The organism is Streptomyces sp. NPDC052107 (assembly GCF_040680215.1).
In the GTDB taxonomy this organism is placed as follows: Bacteria; Actinomycetota; Actinomycetes; order Streptomycetales; family Streptomycetaceae; genus Streptomyces.
Genome location: NZ_JBFAWG010000013.1, coordinates 32665 through 57798, shown reverse-complemented (window position 1 = coordinate 57798; position 25134 = coordinate 32665). Strand labels below are relative to the sequence as shown.

Below are 25134 nucleotides of genomic sequence, written 5' to 3'. Positions count from 1 at the left end.
ACAGCCGCTCGCACAGCCGCTCGTACGTCATAGCCGTCCGCGTCACAGCCGTACGTCACGACAGGGGTCCGGTCGGGTTGGTCATCGTCCTCGCGCTCGTCGCCGTCGCCGTCCTGGCCGTCGTGGCGGGCCTGCACTGGTACGTCTGGCGGCGCCTGGTCCGCGACACCACGCGCGGTCCCGGCCCGGCCCGCCGCGTCGGCACGGTGCTCTTCGTCGCCGGCCCGGTCCTGATGGTCGCGGCCCTGGTCACGGAGCGCTCCGGCGCCCCCTTCTGGCTCCAGCGCACCCTGGCCTGGCCCGGCTTCCTGTGGATGGTCCTCGCCCTGTACCTGCTGCTGGCGGTCCTGGTGGGAGAGGCGGTACGCCCCCTGCTCCGCCGCCCCCTGCACCGCCGGCGCCAACCGAGCGCGAACCCCGTGGAGCCACCCCTCAGCCGACCGAGCGAGAACCCCGTCGGGTCACTTCTCGGCCGACCGAGTCGGGTGGTGGCTGAGCGAAGTCCGGGGTACCAAGGGGCGGAGCCCCCTGGTACGGCCACCGCGGCGCTGGACACTCGAGAGGTACCGGACACCGAAGAACCCACCCGCCGCCTCTTCGTATCCAGAGTCGTGGCCGGCGCGGCCGCAACCGCCGCCGCGGCGACCGTCGGCTACGGAACCTACGGAGTACTCCGCGGCCCGCGTGTGAAACACGTCACCGTCCCCCTGGCCAAGCTCCCCCGAGCAGCGCACGGTTTCCGTGTCGCGGTCGTCAGCGACATCCACCTGGGGCCGATCCTCGGCCGTGACTTCGCGCAGAAGGTCGTCGACACCGTCAACGCCACCCAGCCCGACCTGATCGCGGTCGTCGGCGACCTGGTGGACGGCAGCGTCAAGGACCTCGGCCCGGCCGCCGCGCCCCTCGCCCGGCTCAGGGCGCGGCACGGCGCCTACTTCGTCACCGGCAACCACGAGTACTTCTCCGGCGCCGAGCAGTGGGTGGCCGAAGTGCGAGCCCTCGGCCTGCACCCGCTGGAGAACGCCCGCACCGAGCTGCCGTACTTCGACCTGGCCGGAGTGAACGACCTCCAGGGCGAGAGCGAGGGTCACGGCCCGGACTTCGGCAAGGCCCTCGGCGACCGGGACACGGCACGCGCGTGCGTGCTGCTCGCCCACCAGCCGGTGCAGATCCACGAGGCCGTCCGGTACGGCGTCGATCTCCAGCTCTCCGGTCACACCCACGGCGGCCAGCTCTGGCCCGGCAACCTCCTCGCGGCCGCCGCCAACCCGACCGTCGCAGGCCTCGACCGCTACGGCGACACCCAGCTGTACGTCACCCGGGGCGCCGGCGCCTGGGGCCCGCCCACCCGCGTGGGGGCGCCATCGGACGTGACGGTGATCGAACTGGCCGCCACGCGCGCGTAAGCCGCACCCACACCCGAACCACCCATGCCCGAGCCGCACCACCCCCTGACCGGAACCGCTCCCACGCCTGTGAAGACGCTGTGAAATCCGGGGGAAACAACGCCTCGGTAAGTTCTTTCCCCAATGGTCAGAAAGCCCTTCCCCCAGGCGAAACCCGTGTGATTAGGTGAGCCGCGCCACTAGGGGAGTGGCGAATTCGTGCTGGCCAGGGGTAGGGCCTTTGAAGGGCCTGGGGAGGGCACCACCATGCGATCTGCTCGCATGCGCGTTCTCGTGACACTGCTCGTGCTCGCGATCGTGGGAATCGGCGGCTGGCAACTTCTGCCGTCGCAGGGAAACAAGAACAAGACCATCGCGGTCGGTACGACGGACGCCGTCACGGACCTCGATCCGGCGGGCGCCTACGACGCCGGGTCCTGGGCCCTGTTCAGCAATGTCTTCCAGTCGCTGCTGACATTCGAGCCGGGCGGCGTCGAGCCGGTCCCGGACGCGGCGAAGAGCTGCGCCTTCCAGGGCAGCGGCCTGCGGACGTACCAGTGCACGCTGCGCTCCGGGATCACCTTCCCGAGCGGGCGCACGATGACGGCCGAGGACGTGAAGTACTCCTTCGACCGGGTCAAGAAGATCAACTCCGATGTCGGCCCGTCGTCGCTGTTCTCCACGCTCGCCTCGGTGACCGCCGACAGCGCGACGACCGTCACCTTCCATCTGTCGTCCGCGGACGCCACCTGGCCGCTGAAGGTCGCCACGGGCGCCGGGGCGATCGTGGACAAGGACAAGTACCCGGCCGACTCCCTGCGCGGCGGCACCGCCGTCGACGGCACCGGCCCGTACACCCTGACGTCGTACACCAAGAACCAGATGGCCGTACTCCAGCCCAACGGCCACTACCAGGGCTACCTCAGCGGTGCCGGCCGCCCGATCGAGCTGCGCTACTACGCGGACTCCGCGAAGCTCGACAGCGCCTGGAAGGCGGGGCAGGTCGACGTCGCCACCCGGGAGCTGCCGCCGGGCGTGCTCTCCGCGCTGAACCCGAGCGACCCCAACAAGCGGGTCACCGAGTCCGACAGCGCCGAGACCCGCAACCTGTACCTCAACACCCGCGCCAACTCTCCTCTGCACGACGTGCGGGTGCGCCGCGCGATGGCCTGGCTGGTCAACCGCGAGCAGCTCGCCTCGGCGGTCTACGAGGGCACGGTGGACCCGCTGTACTCGCTGATCCCGACCGGCATCACCGGCCACACCACGTCGTTCTTCGACGACTACCCGACGCAGAGCGCGAAGAAGGCGCGGGCGCTGCTCACCCAGGCCGGGGTGAGGCTGCCCGTCCGGTTCACCTTCGGCTACGGCAAGAACCGGGGCGTGGGTGAGCAGGAGGCCGCGGCGCTGAAGCAGCAGCTGGAGGCCGGCGGCCTGTTCAAGGTGGACGTCCAGGGGTACGAGTGGACCGACTTCCAGAAGCGCTGGGCCACCGGGAAGATGGACGCGTGGGCGGTCGGCTGGGTGCCCGACTATCCCGACCCGGACACCTTCGGCGCCGCGCTCGTCGGCACCGGCTCCACGATGAGCACCGGATACAGCAACAAGCTGGTCGACCATCTCATCCTGGACAGCCAGCAGTACTCCGACCGCAGCCGGGCCGCGAACGACTTCAAGGACATCCAGGCGGACGTCGCCCAGGACGTCCCGCTGATCCCGCTGTGGCAGCGCAAGGAGTATGTGGTCAGCATCGAGGACGTGGGCGGCAGCCAGTATCTGGACGACGGCACGGGCGTCTTCCGCCTGTGGCGTCTGAACTGGATCTGATCAGCCGGCCTTCTCGTCGCGCCCCTTGGTTCCCCTGGTCCGGGGATCCGGCAGTGCCTTCGTCATGCCGGGCAGGAAGTCCGTGAACAGCTCATGGACCTCCAGGACCAGGGGGCGCAGCACGCGTAAGCGGGCGAGCGCCACCCCGCGGGCGGTCAGCCGGGCCCCGCGCCGGGCCAGCCGGTAACTGCGCTCGCGCCCTTCCGTCCGGTCGAAGATCCAGTACAGGACCAGCCCCATCTGGGAGAGCCACATCAACTCCGGGAGCACGTCCCGCAGTTCGGGGGCGACCTTGGACTTCGAGCCCGCCAGCACCTCGCGGTGGACGGCGATGGCCTGCTCGCGGGCGTGCTCGCTCTCCGGGGAGAAGGGGCTGAGCGGGCTGTCGGGGTCGGCGGCGTTCTTGAAGAACTGCACGGCGAACTCGTGGTAGGGCCGGGCGATGTCGAGCCAGACGGTCAGCACGCCCGCGAGTCGTGCCTCCAGGTCGGTCTCCCGGTCCAGGACCTCGCGGACCGCTCTCTGGTGCTCGGCGGCGATCCGGTCGTAGAAGCCCTGGATCAGGTGTTCCTTGCCCTCGAAGTAGTAGTAGGCGTTGCCGACAGAGACCCCGGCCTCCTTGGCGATGGCCCGCATGGTGGTCTTGTCGTACCCGCGCTCCTGGAACAACCGCATCGCGGTCTCCAGGATCAGCGCGCGGGTCTGCTCGGACTTGCTGCTGGGGGAGCCGGCCGTCTCGGGGCCGTCGTTCTTCGCGGGCACGGTAGAAGAGCCTAACGAGTACGACCCAAGGGTCTAACCGGTGGCGCAGGTCCCGCCGGAGCAGGAGGGCGGCTCGTGGCTCCAGCCGGTGTCCTGTCGGTAGACCCACCCGTCCTGCCGCCGGTAGACCGTCCCGCCCCAGTTCCAGCCGGCGTCGCGCCGCTGCGCACCCCGCCACTTCGCCGCCGCCAGCACCGCACCGCGGGCGAGCCGGGCGCCGGAGGGGGTGCTCAGCCGGTGGGCGAGGGGCCGGTGCTCGCGCAGGGCCCACAGGACGACGATCCAGGCGCGGGAGCCCCGGTAGACCTGGCCGGAGTCGCCGACGACGGTCACCTCGTCGAGCGTGGCGGCGTGGTCGAGCCCGGGGAAGCGGGTGCGGGCCCGGTCCGAGCCGGCCGGCACCAGTTCCAGCGGCACCAGCTGCGGCTGCCGTACCAGCCAGCCGCGCAGATGGGTGCACAGTCCGCACTCGGCGTCGTACAGGACGGTGAGCCGGCGGACCGGGACGCCCCCCGTGACGCCCCGGTCCTGAGTGGTGGTCACGGCGGTCACGCCCCGGCCACCGGGGCGATCCACTCCTGCGGGTCGACCGGGGGCCGCTCCTCGCGCTCCATGATCCCGCGCCGGCGGATCCGGTTGAGCACGTACACGTTGCCAGGTGCATCACGCCGAGCACCAGCAGGACCACGCCCAGCTTGGTCGACAGGGCCTCGAAGATGCCACGGGTGTCCTCGATCGTCTCGTCCCCGCTCAGGTACAGCGCCACGAAGCCGAGGTTGACCAGGTAGAAGCCGACGACCAGAAGGTGGTTGACGGCGTCCGCGAGCTTCTCGTTGCCGCGCAGTACGTCGGCCAGGAAGATCCGGCCGTTGCGGCTGAGCGTGCGGGCCACCCAGATGGTCAGCGCGATGCTGACGACCAGGTAGATGACGTAGGCGATGACCGTGCGGTCCATGCCTCCACCCCTTCTTGAACGCGTTCAAAACGCTGACAGGGGTGACTGTAGACCTGTTTTTGAACATGTTCAACTCAACGGCGCTCAGGTTCTGCGCCCCAGCTCCGGGCGTTTGCTGTAGTCCGTGAACCCGAGGACGTTGCCCCACGGGTCGGCGATCTCCACGGTCCAGCCGGTGGCCACCGGGAGCACCTCGTCCAGCGGCGTGATACCGGCGGCGGCCAGCTCCCGCGCCGCCGCCCGCGCGTCCGGCACCTCCAGCCAGATGCGCGGCGAGGGCCACGGCGGCGACCGGTGCCCCAGCGTCTCCTCGGCGCGCAGCAGGATCCCGGGGGTCTCCTTGCCGACCTTCAGCAGGGCGATCCCGCCCTCGTCGAACCGGAACTCGACACTGAAGCCGGCCCGCTCGTAGAACCCGACGGCCTCGCCGAGGTCGCCGACGGGGAGCAGCACGTTGTCGAAACCGAGCAGTTCGTACGACTCATCGTCTGACATGTCGTCACATTAGAACCGTCGAGCGGCGAAATGCGACAAAAACGCCCGAGGGTCCTACTTCCAAACGCTCGGAAGCAGGGCCCTCGGGCCGATTCGGCGGAGCCGGGAGGACCGGCGGACGGATCAGTAGCGACGCGTGATCAGCGCGCGCTTCACTTCCTGGATCGCCTTGGTGACCTCGATACCGCGAGGGCAGGCGTCGGTGCAGTTGAAGGTCGTACGGCAACGCCACACGCCGTCACGGTCGTTCAGGATCTCCAGGCGCTGCTCGCCCGCCTCGTCACGGCTGTCGAAGATGAAGCGGTGGGCGTTCACGATCGCGGCCGGACCGAAGTACTGGCCGTCGTTCCAGAACACCGGGCAGGACGACGTGCACGCGGCGCACAGGATGCACTTGGTGGTGTCGTCGAAGCGCTCGCGGTCCTCGGGGGACTGCAGCCGCTCACGGGTCGGCTCGTTCGTGTCCTTGGTGACCAGGAACGGCATGACGTCCCGGTACGCCTGGAAGAACGGCTCCATGTCCACGACCAGGTCCTTCAGGACCGTCAGGCCCTTGATGGGCTCGATCGTGATCGGCTTCTCGGGGTTGATGTCCTTGATCAGCGTCTTGCAGGCAAGGCGGTTCTTGCCGTTGATCCGCATCGCGTCCGAGCCGCAGATGCCGTGCGCGCACGAGCGGCGGAAGGTGAGGGTGCCGTCGATGTCCCACTTGATCTTGTGGAGGCCGTCGAGGACACGCTCCTTCGGGTCGATCTCCAGCTGGAAGTCTTCCCAGGCCGCCTCGGCCGAGACCTCCGGGTTGAACCGGCGGACCCGGAAGGTGACCGTGATGTAGGGGGAGTCGGCGAAACCGGGCTCGGGCTTGCCGGCCGCCTCTTCCTTGTCCAGAACAGGGGTAGCCATCAGTACTTACGCTCCATCGGCTGGTAGCGGGTCTGGACGACCGGCTTGTAGTCGAGACGGACGGTTTCCGAGCCGTCGGCGCCGACCTCGCGGTACGCCATGGTGTGGCGCATGAAGTTGACGTCGTCGCGGTTCGGGTAGTCCTCGCGGTAGTGACCGCCGCGGGACTCCTTGCGGGCCAGCGCCGAGACGGCCATGACCTCGGCCAGGTCCAGCAGGTTGCCCAGCTCGATGGCCTCCAGCAGGTCGGTGTTGAACCGCTTGCCCTTGTCCTGGATCGCCACGTTCTTGTAGCGCTCGCGCAGCTCGGCGATCTTCTCGACGGCCGTCTTGATCGTCTGCTCGGTGCGGAACACCATGACGTTGGCGTCCATGGTCTCCTGCAGCTCGCGGCGCAGGGTGCCCACGCGCTCGTTTCCGGTGGAGTTGCGCAGCCGCTCGATCTGCTCGACGACGAGGGACTCCGGGTTCTCCGGCAGCTCGACGTACTCCGCCGTGTGGGCGTACTCGGCGGCGGCGATGCCCGCGCGGCGGCCGAAGACGTTGATGTCCAGCAGCGAGTTGGTGCCGAGGCGGTTGGCGCCGTGCACGGAGACACAGGCGACCTCGCCGGCCGCGTACAGACCCGGGACGACGGTGGTGTTGTCCGCCAGGACCTCACCCTCGACGTTGGTCGGGATGCCGCCCATCGCGTAGTGCGCGGTCGGCTGGATCGGGATCGGGTCCGTGTACGGCTCGATACCGAGGTAGGTGCGCGCGAACTCGGTGATGTCCGGGAGCTTGGCGTCCAGCTGCTCCGGCGGCAGGTGGGTCAGGTCGAGGTAGACGTGGTCGCCCTCGGGACCACAGCCGCGGCCCTCGCGGATCTCCGTGTAGATGGAGCGGGACACGACGTCACGGGACGCCAGGTCCTTCATGACGGGAGCGTACTTCTCCATGAAGCGCTCGCCGTCCTTGTTGCGCAGGATGCCGCCCTCACCACGGGCGCCCTCGGTGAGCAGGATGCCCATGCGCCAGATGCCGGTCGGGTGGAACTGGAAGAACTCCATGTCCTCCAGCGGCAGACCGCGGCGGTAGACGGCGGCCTGGCCGTCACCGGTGAGGGTGTGCGCGTTGGAGGTCACCTTGAAGAACTTGCCGCAGCCGCCGGAGGCGTAGATGACGGCCTTCGCCTGGAAGATGTGGATCTCGCCGGTCGCCAGCTCGTAGGCCACCACACCGGCGGACCTCTTGACGCCGTCGACCTCGGTGATCAGCTGGTCCAGGACGTAGAACTCGTTGAAGAACTCCACGCCTTCCTTGACGCAGTTCTGGTACAGCGTCTGGAGGATCATGTGGCCGGTGCGGTCCGCGGCGTAGCAGGACCGGCGGACCGGCGCCTCGCCGTGGTTGCGGGAGTGACCGCCGAAGCGGCGCTGGTCGATCGTCCCGCCCGGCGTCCGGTTGAACGGCAGGCCCATCTTCTCCAGGTCGAGGACGGCGTCGATGGCCTCCTTCGCCAGGATCTCGGCGGCGTCCTGGTCGACCAGGTAGTCACCGCCCTTGACCGTGTCGAAGGTGTGCCACTCCCAGTTGTCCTCCTCCACGTTGGCGAGCGCGGCGGCCATACCGCCCTGCGCGGCGCCCGTGTGGGAGCGGGTGGGGTAGAGCTTGGTCAGCACGGCGGTGCGGCTGCGCTTCGTCGCCTCGATGGCGGCGCGCATGCCCGCGCCACCGGCGCCGACGATGACGGTGTCGTACTTGTGGATCTTCATGATTCTCGCAGCCCCGTGCCTAGCGGATGTTCGGGTCGAAGGTGAAGATCACCAGCGTGCCCAGCAGGATGGTCCACACCGTGGCGGTGTACAGCAGGGCCTTCAGCCACATGCGGGAGGCCGGACGCTCGGCGTAGTCGTTGATGACCATGCGCAGGCCGTTGGCGCCGTGCAGCATCGCGAGCCACAGCATCAGCAGGTCCCAGACCTGCCACCAGGGGGAGGCCCAGCGGCCGGCCACGAAGGCGAAGCCGATCTTGGAGACGCCGCCGTCCAGCACGAGCTGGATGAGCAGGTGGCCGATGACCAGGATGACCAGCACGACGCCGGACAGGCGCATGAACAGCCAGGCCGCCAGCTCGAAGTTGCCCCGGGTCGACTTGGGGGACTTCTTGGTGCGCTTGCGCGGCGCCTCGATCAGCGGGGCCGGGTTGTCGACGTTGTAGACGGGGGCACCCTCGACGGGGCCGACGCCGGGCGCGGTGGTTTCAGTCGTGGACATCGGCGTCAGCTCCCAAACAGAACGCGGGCGGCGTGGCCGAGGACCGGGTAGATCGCGCCGGCCATCAGGACGACCCAGACACCCATCACGGTCCAGAACATCTGCTTCTGGTAGCGCGGGCCCTTCGACCAGAAGTCGACGGCGATGACGCGCAGGCCGTTGAGCGCGTGGAAGAGGATGGCGGCGACGAGGCCGTACTCCAGCAGCGCGACGATCGGCGTCTTGTACGTGGCTACGACCTTGTCGTAGTCCTCGGGGGAGACACGCACGAGAGCGGTGTCCAGTACGTGAACGAACAGGAAGAAGAAAATGAGGACGCCGGTGACTCGGTGAGCCACCCAGGACCACATTCCTTCCCGGCCGCGGTACAGCGTTCCAGCCGGCACGGAAGAACCCTCCGGGAGCGGGGACTAGGGCCGCGCCGGCTTCACTGTCGGTCGGGCCCGGCCGGGTACGGTCCACCGGCCCTCTGCATCGTAGCGAGACGCTGCGCCGTGCTTTACGGGGGGCCTACCTTGTGTGATCAAATTGGCACCGGATGGGGGAGCGGAAGCGGCTACTGGGGTAGTGTGTACCCCTATTTGCCGTGGGCGGGTGCGTTGTGGCTGGTCGCGCCCCGCGGCGGAGCCGCTGATCGATGTGGCCTCGCGCCCCTCAGGAGGACCAGCAGCCGTTCGCTCGCAAGGCGCCGCAGTTCGTCCGCCGCTATCACCCGTTCCTCCTCGGGATCGTTTGTCAATCGTGATCGCATCGCCTCGAGGATCCGGTCGAGGGATTCGTCCGGGTGGGTGTCGCCCAAGTAGATGACGAACGCATGCCCGAACCTCGCCTCGTAGGCCGCGTGGGCCGCGCTCAGGGCCATGTGGGCGGCCGAGTACGCGTCCTCGGGCAGGTCGGGAAGGGTTTCTCCCGCCAGGGCCTCCGACAGGTCGCTCGGTGACAGGTCGTACGCCGCCTCGTCCGCCGCGGCCAGGAGGGAGTCCAGGTCGGGGTAGGGGCGGTGGTCCGCGACGCGGTGGGACCAGCGCGGGCTGTGCAGGCAGTGGAGCAGCAGCGCGCGTGCCTCGTCGGCGGGTGCCGCGTTGAAGGCGTCGAGGGGCTTGGGGAGATACGGGAGGCGGTGGGCGGGCAGCGTGGGTCCTCGCGTCACATGTGGCGTGGCAGGGGATGCTGTGAAAGGTGTGTCGTCAGGTTATCGAGAGTGGTCACTGTGTGTCCGCGTGGTACCTGAAATTCACCCGGACGGGAGAGTTTCGGAGCGTCTCGATGACGAGCGGCGTGCCAATCGGTCGTACGTTGGCAGAGTGACCCAGCACAAGCACCGGGCTCCGGCGCAGCAGGTGATACGGAAGCGGGCGATGGTGGCCGCCGCGGTCGTCGGGACCGTCGCGCTCGGCACGGGTGTCGGCGTGTGGGCCTCGTCGGGCGGGGGCGGCGGGAGCCAGGAAGGGGGCGCGCGGCAGCCGTCGTCCGGCCGGGCGGCCGGCAGCGGGACGGCCACGCCCTCGGCGAGTCCGACGCCCAGCCGGGCCTATCCGCTGTCCCAGGCGCCGCGCACGATCCCCGCGGTGCGCTCCCACACCCCGGCGAGCGGGCCGGGCTGGAAGCCGCAGAAGGCGGACCGGGTGGTGATCAGCGACGGGGAACTGGCCGACGAGGGCCGGCTGATCGCCGGGGAGCTGGGGCTGACCTACGCCGGGGAGAAGGACGACGTGCGGGCGGGGGACGTCCGGCTGGCGCTCGGTGGCGGGGGCGGGAACCAGGAGTCGTACACCATGACCGTCCGCTCGGGGCGGGTCGACATCAGCGGCCCCGGCGAGGCAGGCGTCTTCTACGGCACCCGGACCCTCAAGCAGGAGGTCCACGGCGGAGGTACGGCCCCGGAGGGGGTCGTACGGGACGAGCCGGCCAAGCCGGTGCGCGGGTTCAATCTGGACATCGCGCGCAAGCCGTACTCGGAGTCCTGGATCGAGGACCGGATCCGGGAGCTGGGGGACCTGAAGTTCAACGAGCTGGGGCTGCACATCTCCGACGACCAGGCGTTCCGGATCGAGTCCAGCACCCACCCCGAGATCGTCGCCACGGACCATCTGACCAAGGCGCAGGTCCAGCGGATCGTGGACCTGGCGAACAGCCGGTACATCACCGTCGTGCCCGAGATCGACTCGCCGGGGCATCTGGGCGCCGTCCTCGCCGCCCACCCCGACCTCCAGCTGCGCAACGCGAGCGGCATCGCCACCAAGGGCGCGATCGACATCTCCAAGCCCGCCTCCGCGAAGCTCGTGGACGATCTGCTGAACGAGTACGCGGGGCTGTTCACCGGTAACCAGTGGCACCTGGGCGGCGACGAGTACCAGGCGCTGACCGTGAAGGACCCGCAGGCCTCCTATCCGCAGCTCGCGGCCGCCGCCCGGCAGAAGTACGGCTCCGGCGGCACGGTCGCCGACCTCACCACCGGCTGGCTCAACGACCGCGCCGACACCGTCCGCGCGCACGACAAGACCATGCGGGCCTGGAACGACGGCTTCTATCGCGGTACGTCGGTGCAGGCGGCCAAGGACCTGCAGGTCGCCTACTGGACCGGCAAGGAGATCGGTGCCCGGCAGCCCGTGGAGTATCTGAGCGCGGGCCGCAAGGTGATCAACTACAACGACGAGTTCCTCTACTACGTCCTCGGCCAGCCGCAGACCTTCGTCTATCCGACCGGACAGCGGATCTACGAGCAGTGGAACCCGCGGGTGCTGCGCGGCACGACCGCCGTACCGGCGAGGTACGACGGCCAGATCCTCGGCGGGTCGTTCGCGGTCTGGGGCGACTTCCCGAACGCGCAGACCGAGGCCCAGGTCGCGGCCGGCATCCGGATGCCCCTGCGGGCCACCGCCCAGAAGCTGTGGGACCCGCGCACGCCCGCGATGTCCTGGACCGACTTCCGCGATCTGGCGAACCGGCTGGGCTGACTTGGCCGAAAACCTCTGCTGTGACACTCCCGCGCCGTATCACGCAGTAAAGGGAAGTGCGGGCTCCGTAACGGTCGGCGCCCCGGCGAGGGAGACATTTCATGAGCCTGGTGGAACGGATCGCACAGGCCGACGAACGCGGACTGGCCGCCAGCGGGCTGGCTTGTTTGGATCGGTGCCTGCCCCTGCTCGGCGCCGACGACGAACTGCTGCGGCCGCTGTGGGCGAGTCTTGCCGACGGCTCCGGCTGGGGTGCGGGCCTGGAGAAGGCGCGGGCGGCGCTCGGTGCCGGGCAGCCGGAGGACGAGGCCGCGCTGCTCGTCCGGCGCATGCTGGACGCGGCCCCGGCCGAGCGCACCGCCGACGCGCTACGCCCCTGGGCCGACGCCTGCTCGGTCGCCGCCCTGCGCATCCACCGGCTGCTGGACCCGGCGGCGGACGGTACGCCGGCCGCCGAGGGGCTCGACGCCGGGCGGGCGGGGGACACGGCGGATCTGCCTCCGCTGGTCGCGGCGGAGCTGCGGCGGCAGGCGGCGGTGCTGGATCTCCTGGCCGAGCACGGTTCCCATGGCCTGCGCCGTGCACTGGATCTGTCGATCGAGGGGCGGCGCGTGCTGCGCGCGGTGGTGTCGCGACGGGCGCGCACCGGGGCCTGAGAGGCCCAAACCCCCTTGTGTGCGCGAGTCCTGTGAGTGTCCCGGGGTGGACGTGGGGTAGTCTTGCGACGGTTGCCGAAACGTTTCGAAATGCGGTGACGGTCGCCTCGTCCCGCTCGCTATTCCCTATGTGACAGCCCAGTACGTGACAGCACATCAGGAGACCAGGCCGCACGCCGCGGCGAAGCCCGTGCGGTGGGCCTCGGACGCCGTGGCGACCATGCGCGAGGGCGCCCGGGTCCGGCTCGACTACTCGGCGCAGAGTCTGTGGCGGGTGGACCGGATGATCGAGGACATCCGGTGCGAGGGACCGCCGTACGCCGCCGTCGAGAGCGTGCTGCGCGGCTTCGGCGCCTACGCCGGTGAGGTGATCGTCCGGCAGAGCGGCGCCGAGTGGTGGGCGACCGGGGGCGAGCACTGGGTGCGCACCCCCGACGGCCGGCTCTGGGACCCCATCGAGGAGGCCCGGCGCGCCTACGACGGCAACGGCTCGCTGCGCCTGCTGTGCCGGGACGCGACCGGCTCCCGCTGACCGGCCGGGGCCCGCACGCGCGGCGGGCCCCGGCCGGGAGCGTCACGGCGTCAGGTTCGTGCCCAGGGCCGCGTCCGTCGGCGTACCGAGGGCGGACTTGCTGAGCACCGCAGTCTGGGAGTAGCCGAGGCCCGTGCTGTTGCTCGGCAGGTACATCAGGATGCCGTCGCCGCCGTCCTCGCCGCCCACGCCGAACGTCAGGTCGGCTCGCCCGTACCCGGACAGGTCGGTGAGCGACACCGCCGTACCGAGCTGGTCGCCGCTCTCGGTGGAGCCGGGGACGCCCGAGGTGTCCTGCGAGACCGCGATCGCGCCGGTCCCGGTGATGCCGGTGGAGCTGCCCTTGAGGAGGATCGCCTGGCCGGCGTTGGAGCGGTTCACGGCGTCGCGGGTGATGTCCTCGTTGGGCACGCCGGTCAGCACGTCGGGGTAGCCGTCGCCGTTGTAGTCGCCGGCGGAGACCGACCAGCCCATGGCGTCGCCGTCCTCTGCGGCACCCGGCACCCCGGTGGTGTCCTGGGTGATCGTCCTCATGCCGGTGGTGGTGAAGCCGGTGGAGGAGCCGAGCAGCATGGTCACCTGGCCGCCCTTGTAGGCGCCGGACTCCGAGGTGTACGGCTGGCCGATGACGATGTCGTCGTAGCCGTCGGCGTTGAAGTCGGCCGAGGCGATGGACCGGCCGCCCTTGACGCTGAGCACGCCCGCCTTGGTCAGCCCGCTCGCCGAGCCCGCGAACCGGACAACCCGCGAAACGCCGCCCGTGTCACGGTAGTTGAGGGCGACATCGGTGTATCCGTCCCGGTTGAAGTCGCCGGTCGCGGCGTCCAAGTAGGCGACGGAACCGGTGGCCGTGGTCAGCGGGCCGGAGGTGGTGGCACCACCGGTCAGCCGGACGTTCCAGTTGCCGCCCGCGCCCGTGCCGGCCGAGAACAGGTCCGCCTTGCCGTCGCCGTTGAAGTCGCCGACCGCGACCGTGGAGCCGAGCTTGGCACCGGTCGCCGTGACGCTGCCCGAGGTGGTGTACGAGAAACCGGTGTTGAGGGCCGGGCCGTACATCACCGTCACCTGGCCCCGGTCGGCGTGGCCGCTGGTGTCGTCCTCGCCGGGGGAGCCGATCGCGAGGTCGGCGTACCCGTCGCCGTTCACGTCGCCCCAGGCGGTCGCGGCACCGAAGTTGTCACCGGACTCGGTGGAGCCGGGCACGCCCGCGCTGTTCTGCGTGAGCGTCGTCTTCCTGGCCGTCACCGGGCCGTTCACGCCGCCCGGCACGACCGTCACCGAGTTGGTCTTCGGGGTGCCGGCGACCAGGTCGGGCAGGCCGTCCCGGTCGACGTCCGAGGTCGGCAGGGCGTGCGAGATGCCCGGGGCCTTGGCGAGCGTGGCGATCAGCGACAGCTTCTTGTGGAGGTTGTCGCCGGGGCACAGCGTGGAGTTGGTGTCCCGGTGGCCGAAGACCCGCGGCAGCGTGATCTGCTGCCCCTGGTCGATCAGGTTGCCGTCCTGGCCCTTGGGGCTGCCCGAGGTCAGCGTGACCTTGCCGGTCGGGTCGATGCCGTACATCCCGAACTTCCACGCCACGATCCGGGCGATGGAGTCCAGCGCGGCCCGCGAGGGCCGGGCGGTCATGTAGTTGCCGATGTAGGAGACGCCGACCGTGTTCGTGTTGAACCCGATGTCGTGCGCGCCGACGACCGGCAGGTCCATCCCGCCGCTGCGGCCCTCGAAGGTCTGCCCGCAGCGGTCGACGACGAAGTTGTAGCCGATGTCGTAGTAACCGCGGGCGAAGTGCTCCTGCTGGATGGTGCGCATCCGGGCCCGGGAGTCGGCGCAGGACAGCGTGTTGTCGCTGTCGACGCCGGTGTGGTGGATGACGGCGGCCTTGATCTCGGTGCCGTAGCCCGGCGTGCCGTCGTAGTCGGTGGAGGCGCCCCACTCGGCCTGCGTGATGATCGGCGGCTTGGCGACCGTGGAGGGCCGCGGGGCCGGGACCGTGCTGCTCGGGGAGGGGGAGGCGGACGTCGACGCCGAGTCCGTCGGCGTCGGTGAGGTGGTCGCCGGATCGGTCGCCGTCGGCGTCTGCGTCGGCGTGTCCGTCGGCGAGGGGGACGCCGGGTCGGTCGCCGTCGGCGTGACGTCCGCAGCGAACGCGGCCGGCTGCGGGCTGCCCGCCGGGTCGGTGCCCGGGTCGAGGAGCCTGACGTCCATGCCGGCCGGCTGGCCGCCCGCCTCGGTGCCGTCGGCGTTCACCACACGCACCTGGACGCCGTCGGCGTCACCGGTCCACAGTGAGGCCGTACCGCCCCGCGCGGCACCGGCACGCCGCGCCTCCGCGCCGTCGGCCTGGTACGGGTCCTCCGGCAGCTCCTGCCATCCGGACCACTTGCCGCTCTCCAGGTCGCGGGTGCGTACCTCCGGCGTGCCCTTGGCCTTCGCGTGGGCGTCGTCCCAGGTCAGCAGTAGCGCGCTGAACCGGTCGGTGTCCTTCTGACCGAGCCCCTCGCGGCCCGAGCCCCGGCCTTCGAGCTTCAGCGTGCGGACCGCCGCCTTGCGGCTCTGTCCCTTGCCGTCGGACTGCGCCGCCGGGTCCGCCATCGCGTACGTGACGATTCCGGCAACGCTCAGCACGACGGCTCCGGCCGTCAGCCACGCCCGTCTCCTCAGGCTGAGCGGTTTGTACGCACGGGTACTTCGAGGACTCACTGACCCACCCCTGAACGAAGAACACGACGGCATCACCAGTCACGGGTGCCACTTGCACACAGCGCATCGGTCCGGCCGGACATCTCCCGGGGCCTTCTCATCCGGCGGCCCCGGTCTGCCGCGGCGTCGCAGAAGGAAGTTCGGCCTGGCAGGTGGCGCGCCCGAACTTGCCGAAGGCGGAGGCGGTCTGGACGTGCCTGCCGCGTACGGCGAGCGAGCAGCTGGCCTGGCCTCCCTTCGCGCCGAGCGTGATGGACACCAGCGGCGGCCTGCCGAGCGGTACCTGGACGGTCTTTTTCCAGGGCAGCGCGACGGCATGGTCGACGGTCGCGGTCCCGGTCTCGCTGCGGCCCTGGTAGGCGATGTCGGCGGTGCCCTCGCCGGTCACCTCGTACGTCACGGCGGCGGTCGGGACGCGCGGCTTGCCCGGTTCGTCACCGGTGCCGGTGCCGAGCACGCCGTAGAGGACGAGCCCGCCGCAGGCGGCGAGCAGAGCGGCTCCGATGAACAGGCCGGTGCGATCAAGGCGGTTGCGCGCGGGGGTATCGGCTTCGGATTTCGTGCCGGTGTCCTCGGTCTCGGTTCCGGTGCCGTCCGCCGCGATTTCCCGTTCTTCAACGCCCATGAAAAGTCCCTTTTGGTTCGACGGATCGGAATTCGCGTACCTGCACCGGAATTCCAGGATCCGGGGTCTTATACAGGACGGGTCAGGGGGGTCGCCAGTGTGCGGACAAACCGGGCGCCCATTTCGGTCGATGGGTGAACTGTCTGAAATAGGAAGTCACTTGACGTGCAGTCAGTCGCCGGATTAGAACCGCCGCGCCGCTACGTCTGGCCTGCTTCTCATGGGGATGGCCAGCCGTTTCCGGTCGATGTGTGCGACAGCTGAGAACAGGAAAGGGTTGCAGTGAAACCCAGATTGGGCAGGCTTATCGCGTGCCTTGTGGTATCCGCGGTGGTGACTACCGCGCTGCCGCAGGTCGCGTATGCGGCAACCGGCTCGGACGACGGTGACGACAAGGGAATTGTCGATTCCGTCAAGGGCTGGTTCCGAGACGACGATCACCATCTCGCCGATCCGCCGTCCCACGACGAGCTGGGCGTGGCCGAACGGCAGAAGCTGCCGAAGGGCAGGAACGCCCCGAAGGCCAGGCGGGTCAAGGAGCTGACGGGCAAGCGCACGCCGAACACGCGGTTCTGGCGGATGTCCGACGGCCGTGTCCAGGCCGAGGTGTCCGCGGTCCCGACGTCCTACCGGGACGCGCGGACGAAGTCCTGGAAGGACATCGACACCCAGGTGCGGGCGTCGGGGGTCAAGGGCTTCACGTACGCCAACACCACGAATTCCGCGAGCAGTTACTTCGGCTCCGACCGCGATCGACTGGTGTCGTTCCGGACGGCGGGTGGCGGGCAGTCGGTCACCTTCGGGCCGGCCGGTGGCGGGTCCGGGCGTCTGAAGCCGGTGGCTCAGGGCGGCACCGTCACGTACAAGGATGCGGTCTCGGGTGCGGATCTGGCGTACGAGGTCGGTCCGGGGCGGGTGAAGGAGAACATCGTCCTGGCCCAGCGGCCCACGGGTCCGGTGTCGTTCACCTTCATCCTCCACGCCAAGGGGCTGACGCCGAAGGCGGGCAAGGACGGTTCGATCGGCTTCTACGGCGAGACGAAGAACCCCGTTCTGGTGATCCCGCCGGCGTTCATGACGGACGCGCGCAAGAACGCCACCTTCCCTTACGGGTTCGCGCATAGCTCCGCGGTGCGGCAGAAGCTGACCCGGGACGGCAAGGGCTGGAAGCTGACGGTCACGCCGGATGCGAAGTGGCTGGCGGCGAAGGCCCGGCAGTACCCGGTCACGATCGATCCGACGCTGACGCTGTCGCCGACTCCGTCGCAGTCGCAGGACACCATGGTGCTGGCCTCCTCGCCGGGTTCGAACTTCGACGGGAACTGGCGGTTGTCGGCGGGTCTGGACTCCACCGGGTCCGCGGCCCGCGCGCTGCTGAAGTTCGGCCTGTCCAGCGTGCCCGCCGGCACCCAGCTCGATGACGCGCGCCTCCAGCTGTACTACGACCAGACGCACACCGGTGTGGCCGGCGGCTCTCCGGTGACGCTGGGCGCCTACCGGGCCACCGGCCCGTGGACCGCCTCGGACGCGACGTGGAACAGCACCAACGGCCTGGTGGGTGAGCTGTCCGGATCGACCACCCAGGTCGATGAAGGCGACGCGGGGACGACGGCGGCGGTGGGTGCGTGGCCGGCCTCCTCGAACACGGCGTTCACGCAGTACGCGGTCAATCAGGACTACGTGTACAACAAGGACACGGTCGCGGGTGACACGTATACGTGGCAGCCGAAGATCCCTGAGGACGGCACCTACCAGGTCGACGCCCATGTGATTCCGGCCGCCGACCGCTCGACCGCGGCGCCCTACACCGTCACCTACGACGGTGGTACCCGCTCGTACACGGTGGACCAGAAGACGGGCACCGGCGGTATCTGGAAGCCGCTCGGTGCGCTGCCCTTCAAGGCGGGCACGGCCGGCAAGGTCGTCCTCGGCGACGGTCCGGCTTCGGCGTCGACCGCGGTGATCGCGGATGCGGTGCGGTTCGCCAAGGCGGGCACGGTTCAGATGCCGTACTCCACCTACAACAAGTGGCACTCCTTCTCGGTGAAGGACACCGTGCAGTCCTGGCTGGACGGCACGACCACGAACAACGGTTTCATCGTCAAGGTGACCGACGAGAGTTCCACCGCCCCCCGCGGCGGCCCCCGTTATGAGGCCTCGGAGTTCGGTTACGGCGGTGAGAGCGCGAACTACCCGCGTCTGGTTCTGACCTACGGCCGACCCGGTGTCGACCTGGATGTGCCGACGACGATCCACGACACGGGTGCCGAACTGCACTGGTCTGCGTACGCGGACCCGTCCACGGCGAGCGGTGACGACATCGTCGAGTACCAGGTGCACCGCAGCGTCTTCCAGACGTTCACCCCGTCGGCGTCCACCCTGGTCGCCCCGGTCGCGCCCGGTACCACCAGCTACACGGACACCTCGGCGACGCCGACCCCGGCCGACAGCGCGGACCCGTTCGGGCGTGCCTACTACTACATGGTCGCGGTCAAGACGAAGGACGGAAAGGTGACTCCGGCGCCGACGCAGCTCGTGCGGCTACCGAAGGCCGGCCGGACCACCAAGGTCTTCGAGGCGGCACAGGACACGACCCTGTCGTCCACGGAGTCGACCACCGCTCATGACACGATCACCGACGGTATTCCGCAGAACTGGCTGACCGTCGGCAACAACTCCGCCGCGTATGGCAAGACCCGTGCGCTGCTGAAGTTCCCGGCCCTGGACATCCCCACCACGGCACGCGTCCTGGACGCCAACGTACGGCTGTGGGGCGCCCAGACCACCACCAGCAGCACCGGCGCGGTCTATGAACTGCACGCGCTGAACCGGGACTTCGACGAGGCGACGGCCACCTGGAACAAGGCCGACGCGAGCACGAGCTGGACCACGTCCGGTGGTGACTTCGGGGCGACCGTCTCGGACACCGTGCCCGCGCTCAGCAACGACCCCGCGCGGCACGACTGGAACGCCACCTCGCTCGCCCAGAGCTGGGTCAGCACCCCGACCGCCAACCGGGCGGTGCTGATCAAGACGCAGAACGAGGCGTCCTCGCAGGAGCGGACCGTCTTCCTCTCCTCGGAGGCCCCCGAGCAGCGGCTGCGTCCGAGGATGACGGTCACTTACATCGACTCCACGACGGACTCGACGTACTACGCCCCGCAGACGCCGGCGCGGATGACGCCGAACTCCACGTACACGGTCGATCTCACCCTGACCAACACCACCAACAGCACCTGGACCGCGGCGGACCAGGTCCTGTCCTACAAGTGGAGCCTGCCCGACGGCACGGACGCCACGACCGGCGGCAACCAGCTGCAGACGGCGCTGCCCAAGGACGTCGTCCCCGGTGACACCGTCACCGTGCAGGCTCAGGTGAAGACGCCGATCAACTCGGACAACGGCAACAAACGCACCGACTACGTGCTCAGCTGGGACGTCTACAACAAGACGGCCGGCACCTGGCTCTCGGATGCCGGCACGGGCGGCATCCCGGCGCTGAAGCAGAACGTGGCGGTGGAGGACTCGACGTCGGACACGCTGGGGCTGGAGAAGTTCTACGCCTACACCGGCAAGAACACCGGCGCCGGCTCCACGCTGATGAACAACCTCGCGTCCGGCAACAGCGTGTGGTCGTACAACGCGTTCACCAACCCCGGCCGCGGCCTGACGACGTTCGCCCGCTTCGCCTACAACTCCCAGGACACCAGCGACACGGTGTTGGGCGCGGGCTGGTCGGCGCAGCTGGCCGGGCCGATCCGGCTGGGCGCGCCGCTGGACTTCCATCCCAACCCCAACCCGACGGAGATCCGTCTGCCCGACGGTGACGGCACCACGCACGTCTTCACCAAGCAGGCCGACGGCAGCTGGAAGGCCCCCGCGGGCGTCCACTACCAGATCACCATGAAGGCGGGCCTGGACTGCACCCCGGACAAGGACCCGGTCCCGGACGCCTGGACCCTGCTGCGTGCGGACGGCACGCGGTTCCTCTTCGGCTGCGACGGCTATCTGACGTCCATCGTGGACAAGAACGGCAACACGCAGACGTACACGTACGAGGAGCGCAAGTCCAACAACAAGCCGACCAAGTTCCTCACCTACATCACCGACCCGGCCGGCCGGCAGTCGCTCACGGTCGACTACTACAAGAAGGGCGACGCGTCGTACGACTACATCGACGACACGGGCGCCAAGGTCACGGGCAACAACCTGACCAACTCCAAGATCTACGACCACATCAAGTCCATTACGGACATCTCGGGGTCCGTCTCGGGGCTGCCGGTCCGCAAGGTCTCCTTCTACTACACGACGAAGGGTCTGCTCGGTCGGTTCACCGACGGTGACGGCTCGTCCCAGCCGAAGGTCTTCAAGTTCACCTACGACGCCACGCAGGGCAACAAGAACGTCAAGCTGGTCGAGGCCACGGACCCGCGGGGTCATGGCACGCAGCTGGCGTACTACGCGCCGCAGACCGGTGACGACCCGAAGTACCACTGGTCGACGAAGACCATCACCGACCGTCTCGGCGGTGACACCGGCTTCGCCTACGCGGCGGACACGACGACCACGAAGTTCACCGACACCACGGTGACGGACGCCGAGTCGCACGCCACGAAGTACGTCACGGACGACTTCGGCCGCCCGGTCCAGACGACCAACACCAAGTCCCAGAACACCGAGCTGGGCTGGGACGCGGACAACAACGTCACCTATTTGGAGGAGGACAACGGGGCCAAGACCGCGTACTGCTACGACCAGAAGACGGGTTACCCGCTCTGGCAGCGCGACGCGGAGAACAACAAGGCGGGCGTGCCCGACCAGACGTCCACGTGTGTGCCGGACAGCTCCAAGTGGCCTGCCAGCGCGTCGACGTACGAGTACCAGACCCGCGCCGACGGCTACGCCGCGGACCTGTTCCGCAAGACCTCACCCGAGGGCCGCGCCTGGCAGTTCGGCTACGACAGCTTCGGCAACCTGAAGACGGTCACGGACCCCAAGGGTGTCGCGACCCCGTCGGTCCCGGACGACTACACCACCAAGTACGACTACGACGCCTACGGTGAGCTGACCAAGGCGACCGACGCCAACGGCAACCCGACGACGTACAGCGAGTTCGGGCCGACCGGTTACCCGGCGACGATCACCGACGCGAAGGCCTTCGCGACCCGGTTCGTCTACGACGATCGCGGCCAGGTCACCCAGGTCACCGACGCCAACAGCAAGGTGACCACGCAGACGTACGACGTGTTCGGGCGTCCGCTGGTCAACACCGTGCCCAAGGACACGGGCGTTGTGATCACGTCCCCGGCTCCGGTGTACGACGAGAACGACAACGTCACGAAGTCGACGGCGCCCAACGGCGCGGTGTCGACGGCGGTGTACGACGACGCGGACCAGGTCACCTCGGCGACGGCGCCGGCCAACAACCAGACCGCCCCGCGGACGTCGACCTACACCTACGACAAGGTCGGCAACCTGAAGACGACGACCGAGCCCAAGGGCACGGCGACGACGACGGACACGACCGACTACGTCACGACCAACTCCTACGACGAGATCTACCAGCTGACGTCCGTGGTCAACGCCCACCAGGACAAGGTCAGTTACGAGTACGACACCGTCGGCAACGTCACCAAGGTCATCGACCCGAAGAAGAACGCCACCGCCGACACGACCGACTACACGACCAAGACGGACTACGACCTGGACCACCGGGTCACGACCGCCACGGACGCGGCCGGCAAGACCACCAAGAAGGGCTACGACAAGGACGGTCTGGTCATCTCGGCGACGGACGCCGAGAACAACACGACCACGATCACGTACGACGAGCGCGGCAAGCAGACCGAGGTCAAGGTCCCGCACGACGGCACGTCGACCATCACGTACCGCTCGACGAAGTACGAGTACGACCAGGTCGGCAACACCACCAAGGTGCTCACGCCGCGGGCGACGGCCGCCGGTTCCAGCGACGCCTTCACCCAGCGCACTGAATACGACGAGCTGAACCGCCCGGTCAGGCAGTACCAGCCCTACGACCCGGCGGACTCCCGCTACAACGACCCGAACGTCTACACGGAGACGACGTACGACAAGGTGGGCCAGGTCGCCAAGACCTCCCTGCCGCCGTCGGACGGCGAGACGGTCCGCAACGACACCACCTACAGCTATTTCGACAACGGCTGGGTGCGGTCCGCCACGGACCCGTGGGACATCGTCGCCACGTACGAGTACAACGACCTGGGCCAGCAGACCAAGCGGACGCTGACCTCGGCGGGCGGTTCCTCGGACCGCACGATGACGTGGGACTACTACCCGGACGGTTCGCTGAAGTCCCGTGCGGACGACGGCGTACCGGCGGGCAGGTCGGTCGTCCTGGTGGACAACTCCGACACCCAGAACACCTCCAGGACCGGCACCTGGACCTCCGGTGACCTCACCGGCCAGCAGGGTTACAACCACGAGACCCACGCGGCCGGCACCGGCACGGACGCCTACACGTGGACGCTCAACATCCCCAAGGACGGCACGTACGCCGCGTACGTGAAGTTCCCGCAGGTGACGGGCGCCGCGACGACGGCCAGGTACACCGTGACCCACGACGGCGGGACGACGGACAAGACGGTCAACCAGACGTCGAACCCCGGCACCTGGGTCTCGCTCGGCTCCTTCGCCTTCAAGCAGGGCAACGCGGCGAAGCTCCAGCTGTTCCAGAACAGCGGCGGAGTCGTGGTCGCGGACGCCGTCAAGCTCGTCCGTGACACCAGCGGCGACCCGGCGGACACGGAGAAGGACAACTTCACCTACTCCTACGACCTCAACGGCAACCTGACGACGATCGACGACACCTCGTCGACCGCGAAGATCGACAACTACGCCATCACCTACACGGGCCTCAACCAGGTCCGGAAGGTGACCGAGAACCTGGCCGGCCAGGAGAAGAAGTCCACGTCGTACACATACGACGCGAACAGCCTGCTCGACACGATCACGCACCCGGACCAGTTCTCCAAGTACACGTACGACCTGCGCGACCTGGTGCAGACGGTCTCGGTCGGCAAGACGCCCACGGACGCCTCGCCGAAGGTGACCTCGTACACCTACACCGACCGCGGCCAGAAGCTGAAGGAGACCAAGGCCAACGGCAACACGGTCGACTACACGTACTACCTCGACGCGGCGCTGAAGACGTCGGCGGAGAAGAAGCCCAACGGCACTCTCGTCTCCTCGCACACCTACGCCTACGACCCCAACGGGAACAAGGCGCAGGACGTCGCGAAGAAGATGAACGCCGACGACCACACGTCGTACCTGTCGTCGACGACGGACTACACCTACGACCCGGCCGACCGCCTGGCGAAGTCGGTGAAGACGGGCAACGGCGCGGGCACCGAGACATACGTCCACGACAACAACGCGAACGTCATCAGCCAGACGGTGGGAGGCACCACCAGCACCTACAACTACGACCGCAACCGCCTGCTGACCGCCACGATCGGTGGTTCCACCGCCGACTACAACTACGACCCGTTCGGCCGCCAGGAGTCGGTCACCTCGGGCGGGCTGGTCATCTCCCGGAGCGTGTACGACGGCTTCGACCACGTCGTCGAGTCCCAGAAGATGGACTCCACCGGCGCGCTGAAGTCGACCACCTACACCTTCGACCCGCTCGACCGCACCCTCTCGGAGACCGCCGACGGCAAGACGACGAACTTCGAATACCTGGGCCTGTCGAACGAGGTCCTGGACGAGAAGGTCGCCGGCACGCTGACCAAGTCGTACCAGTACAGCCCGTGGGGCGAGCGCCTGTCGCAGGTCACGTACAACAGCGACGGCACGACCGAGGACGGCTACTACGGCTACAACAGCCACACCGACGTCGAGACCCTCACGGACAAGAACGGCGACACCAAGGCGACGTACGGCTACACGGCCTACGGCTCCGACGACAAGTCCGAGTTCACCGGCATCGACAAGCCGAACGCCGGCGACCCCACGAAGGAGGCGTACAACCCCTACCGCTTCAACGCCAAGCGCTGGGACGCCAAGTCGGGCACGTACGACATGGGCTTCCGCGACTACGACCCGGGCCTGAACCGCTTCACGACGCGGGACATGTACGACGGTGCCCTCGCCGACATGGATCTCGGAACCGACCCGTTCACCAGCAACCGGTACGCCTTCGCCGGGGGCAACCCTGTATCGGGCATCGAAATCGACGGTCATACGTCGGTCGATGCCCTGTGTGACGGCGTCCCCGGTTGCAATGCCGTGACCAGCGGTCGTGTCGAGGCGACGGAAGAAGCGAAGAAGAAGGGGCGCGCCGGTGAAGAACTGGCCGCCGACCGGATTCGGCACGACGCCGCTGTGCAGGCCATGGCGGCCTTTCTGCGAGCTCAGTATGCGCAGATACCTGATGTGCAGGTGCTCACGGAGTACTACATTCCGGGCGCCCAGCGCAAGAACGGCAAGGGTGGCCGCGCCGACATCGTTCTGATCTGGGGCGACGACATGTTCGTCTGGGAGATGAAGTCGGTGAAAACCGCCGAGGAGGACGGCCCGGCCACACTCGATCGGTACATCAACGCGATGCGCAAGATCGAGGAGAAGAAGACGTTCGGCAGGACCGTGCAGCGCGGCTGGGAACTTCCGCAGATCGCGACCATGGACCCGTTGAACGTCAGGCAGCAACTGGTCGCTCAGTCGACACGTACGCGGCCTGGTTCGACGCGCACCAGCGCCAAGTTCCAAGGTGTGGTCGGCTGGTGGACGCGTAGGCAGCAGACCAGGGCTCCCAGGGGAATGGAACCCGTGACGGTGCCCGCGCCGCTCACGATTCAGGCCTGGCAGCCGACACCTGAGCAGCAGAAGCGAATCGCCTGGGGCGCGATCGCCACGGGCACGCTTTACGTGTTCGGCAAGATGCTGACCGATCCCTTCGGAGTGAGTGGCTGATGCGCCTTTGGGGACCTCGGCAAGGAAACTGATCCGCAAGTGACCGCGGGCCATTGGGCCCGATAGGATGCGCGGCGGGGCGGGCGGAGAACTTCCGGCGCCCCGCCGCGTAACCGTTCTGATCCT

16 protein-coding genes and 1 pseudogene are annotated in these 25134 nt (G+C 68.7%); 6 read left to right on the top strand and 11 right to left on the bottom strand.

The annotated features are described in order from the left end of the window. Window positions 1-77 precede the first annotated feature (77 nt). A complete protein-coding gene (locus AB0M27_RS17120) occupies window positions 78-1406 on the top strand; it encodes a metallophosphoesterase (RefSeq protein WP_365722446.1) in 1329 nt (442 codons plus the stop codon). 261 nt (window positions 1407-1667) lie between these two features. Then, window positions 1668-3212 (top strand): ABC transporter substrate-binding protein, encoded by a 1545-nt coding sequence (locus tag AB0M27_RS17115; RefSeq protein WP_365722444.1) that lies wholly within the window; start codon window positions 1668-1670, stop codon window positions 3210-3212. On the opposite strand, the gene AB0M27_RS17110 is transcribed toward AB0M27_RS17115, so the two are convergent. From AB0M27_RS17110 to AB0M27_RS17070, 9 genes and pseudogenes are all read right to left on the bottom strand, one after another. Next, window positions 3213-3974: a TetR family transcriptional regulator gene (locus tag AB0M27_RS17110; protein ID WP_365722442.1), complete on the bottom strand. Its 762-nt coding sequence runs from the start codon at window positions 3972-3974 to the stop codon at window positions 3213-3215. Between the two features lie 33 nt (window positions 3975-4007). After that, window positions 4008-4517, bottom strand: coding sequence for a DUF393 domain-containing protein (locus AB0M27_RS17105; protein ID WP_365722700.1), 510 nt, complete (start codon window positions 4515-4517; stop codon window positions 4008-4010). 5 nt (window positions 4518-4522) lie between these two features. After that, window positions 4523-4929: pseudogene (locus AB0M27_RS17100) on the bottom strand (hypothetical protein). Between the two features lie 84 nt (window positions 4930-5013). Further along, entirely contained in the window at window positions 5014-5424 is a 411-nt protein-coding gene (locus AB0M27_RS17095) for a VOC family protein (protein WP_365722440.1), read from the bottom strand. A 123-nt stretch (window positions 5425-5547) separates the two neighbouring features. Continuing rightward, window positions 5548-6327, bottom strand: a complete 780-nt coding sequence (locus AB0M27_RS17090; RefSeq protein ID WP_365722438.1) for a succinate dehydrogenase iron-sulfur subunit — start codon at window positions 6325-6327, stop codon at window positions 5548-5550. Beyond that, complete coding sequence (gene sdhA, locus AB0M27_RS17085) at window positions 6327-8081, bottom strand: succinate dehydrogenase flavoprotein subunit (RefSeq protein ID WP_365722436.1); 1755 nt, start codon at window positions 8079-8081, stop codon at window positions 6327-6329. Before sdhA ends, AB0M27_RS17090 begins: the two co-directional genes overlap by 1 nt. A gap of 19 nt (window positions 8082-8100) precedes the next feature. Next, the gene (locus AB0M27_RS17080) at window positions 8101-8583 is read right to left on the bottom strand and encodes a succinate dehydrogenase hydrophobic membrane anchor subunit (RefSeq protein WP_365722434.1); all 483 of its coding nucleotides are present in this window, start codon (window positions 8581-8583) and stop codon (window positions 8101-8103) included. A gap of 5 nt (window positions 8584-8588) precedes the next feature. Next, window positions 8589-8969 (bottom strand): succinate dehydrogenase, cytochrome b556 subunit, encoded by a 381-nt coding sequence (sdhC, locus tag AB0M27_RS17075; RefSeq protein WP_076087831.1) that lies wholly within the window; start codon window positions 8967-8969, stop codon window positions 8589-8591. 191 nt (window positions 8970-9160) lie between these two features. Then, window positions 9161-9733 carry a 2-oxo-4-hydroxy-4-carboxy-5-ureidoimidazoline decarboxylase gene (locus AB0M27_RS17070; RefSeq protein ID WP_365722432.1) on the bottom strand — a complete coding sequence of 191 codons (573 nt, stop codon included), beginning with the start codon at window positions 9731-9733 and terminating at the stop codon, window positions 9161-9163. 208 nt (window positions 9734-9941) lie between these two features. On the opposite strand from AB0M27_RS17070, the gene AB0M27_RS17065 reads away from it, so the two are divergent. The 3 genes from AB0M27_RS17065 to AB0M27_RS17055 all read left to right on the top strand — a co-directional run bounded on the left by AB0M27_RS17065 (window position 9942) and on the right by AB0M27_RS17055 (window position 12728). Beyond that, window positions 9942-11540 (top strand): glycoside hydrolase family 20 protein, encoded by a 1599-nt coding sequence (locus AB0M27_RS17065; protein ID WP_365722698.1) that lies wholly within the window; start codon window positions 9942-9944, stop codon window positions 11538-11540. A 101-nt stretch (window positions 11541-11641) separates the two neighbouring features. Continuing rightward, on the top strand, window positions 11642-12196 hold the full coding sequence (locus AB0M27_RS17060; RefSeq protein ID WP_365722430.1) for a hypothetical protein: 555 nt from the start codon (window positions 11642-11644) through the stop codon (window positions 12194-12196). 145 nt (window positions 12197-12341) lie between these two features. After that, a complete protein-coding gene (locus AB0M27_RS17055) occupies window positions 12342-12728 on the top strand; it encodes a hypothetical protein (protein WP_365722428.1) in 387 nt (128 codons plus the stop codon). A 42-nt stretch (window positions 12729-12770) separates the two neighbouring features. Here AB0M27_RS17055 and AB0M27_RS17050 read toward each other — a convergent pair whose 3' ends face one another. After that, a complete protein-coding gene (locus tag AB0M27_RS17050; RefSeq protein ID WP_365722426.1) occupies window positions 12771-15353 on the bottom strand; it encodes an FG-GAP-like repeat-containing protein in 2583 nt (860 codons plus the stop codon). A gap of 172 nt (window positions 15354-15525) precedes the next feature. Next, on the bottom strand, window positions 15526-16053 hold the full coding sequence (locus AB0M27_RS17045) for a hypothetical protein (protein ID WP_365722424.1): 528 nt from the start codon (window positions 16051-16053) through the stop codon (window positions 15526-15528). Window positions 16054-16386: 333 nt separating this feature from the next. Between AB0M27_RS17045 and AB0M27_RS17040 the strand changes: the two genes are divergently transcribed. Beyond that, entirely contained in the window at window positions 16387-25008 is an 8622-nt protein-coding gene (locus tag AB0M27_RS17040) for a DNRLRE domain-containing protein (protein ID WP_365722422.1), read from the top strand. Window positions 25009-25134 lie beyond the last annotated feature (126 nt).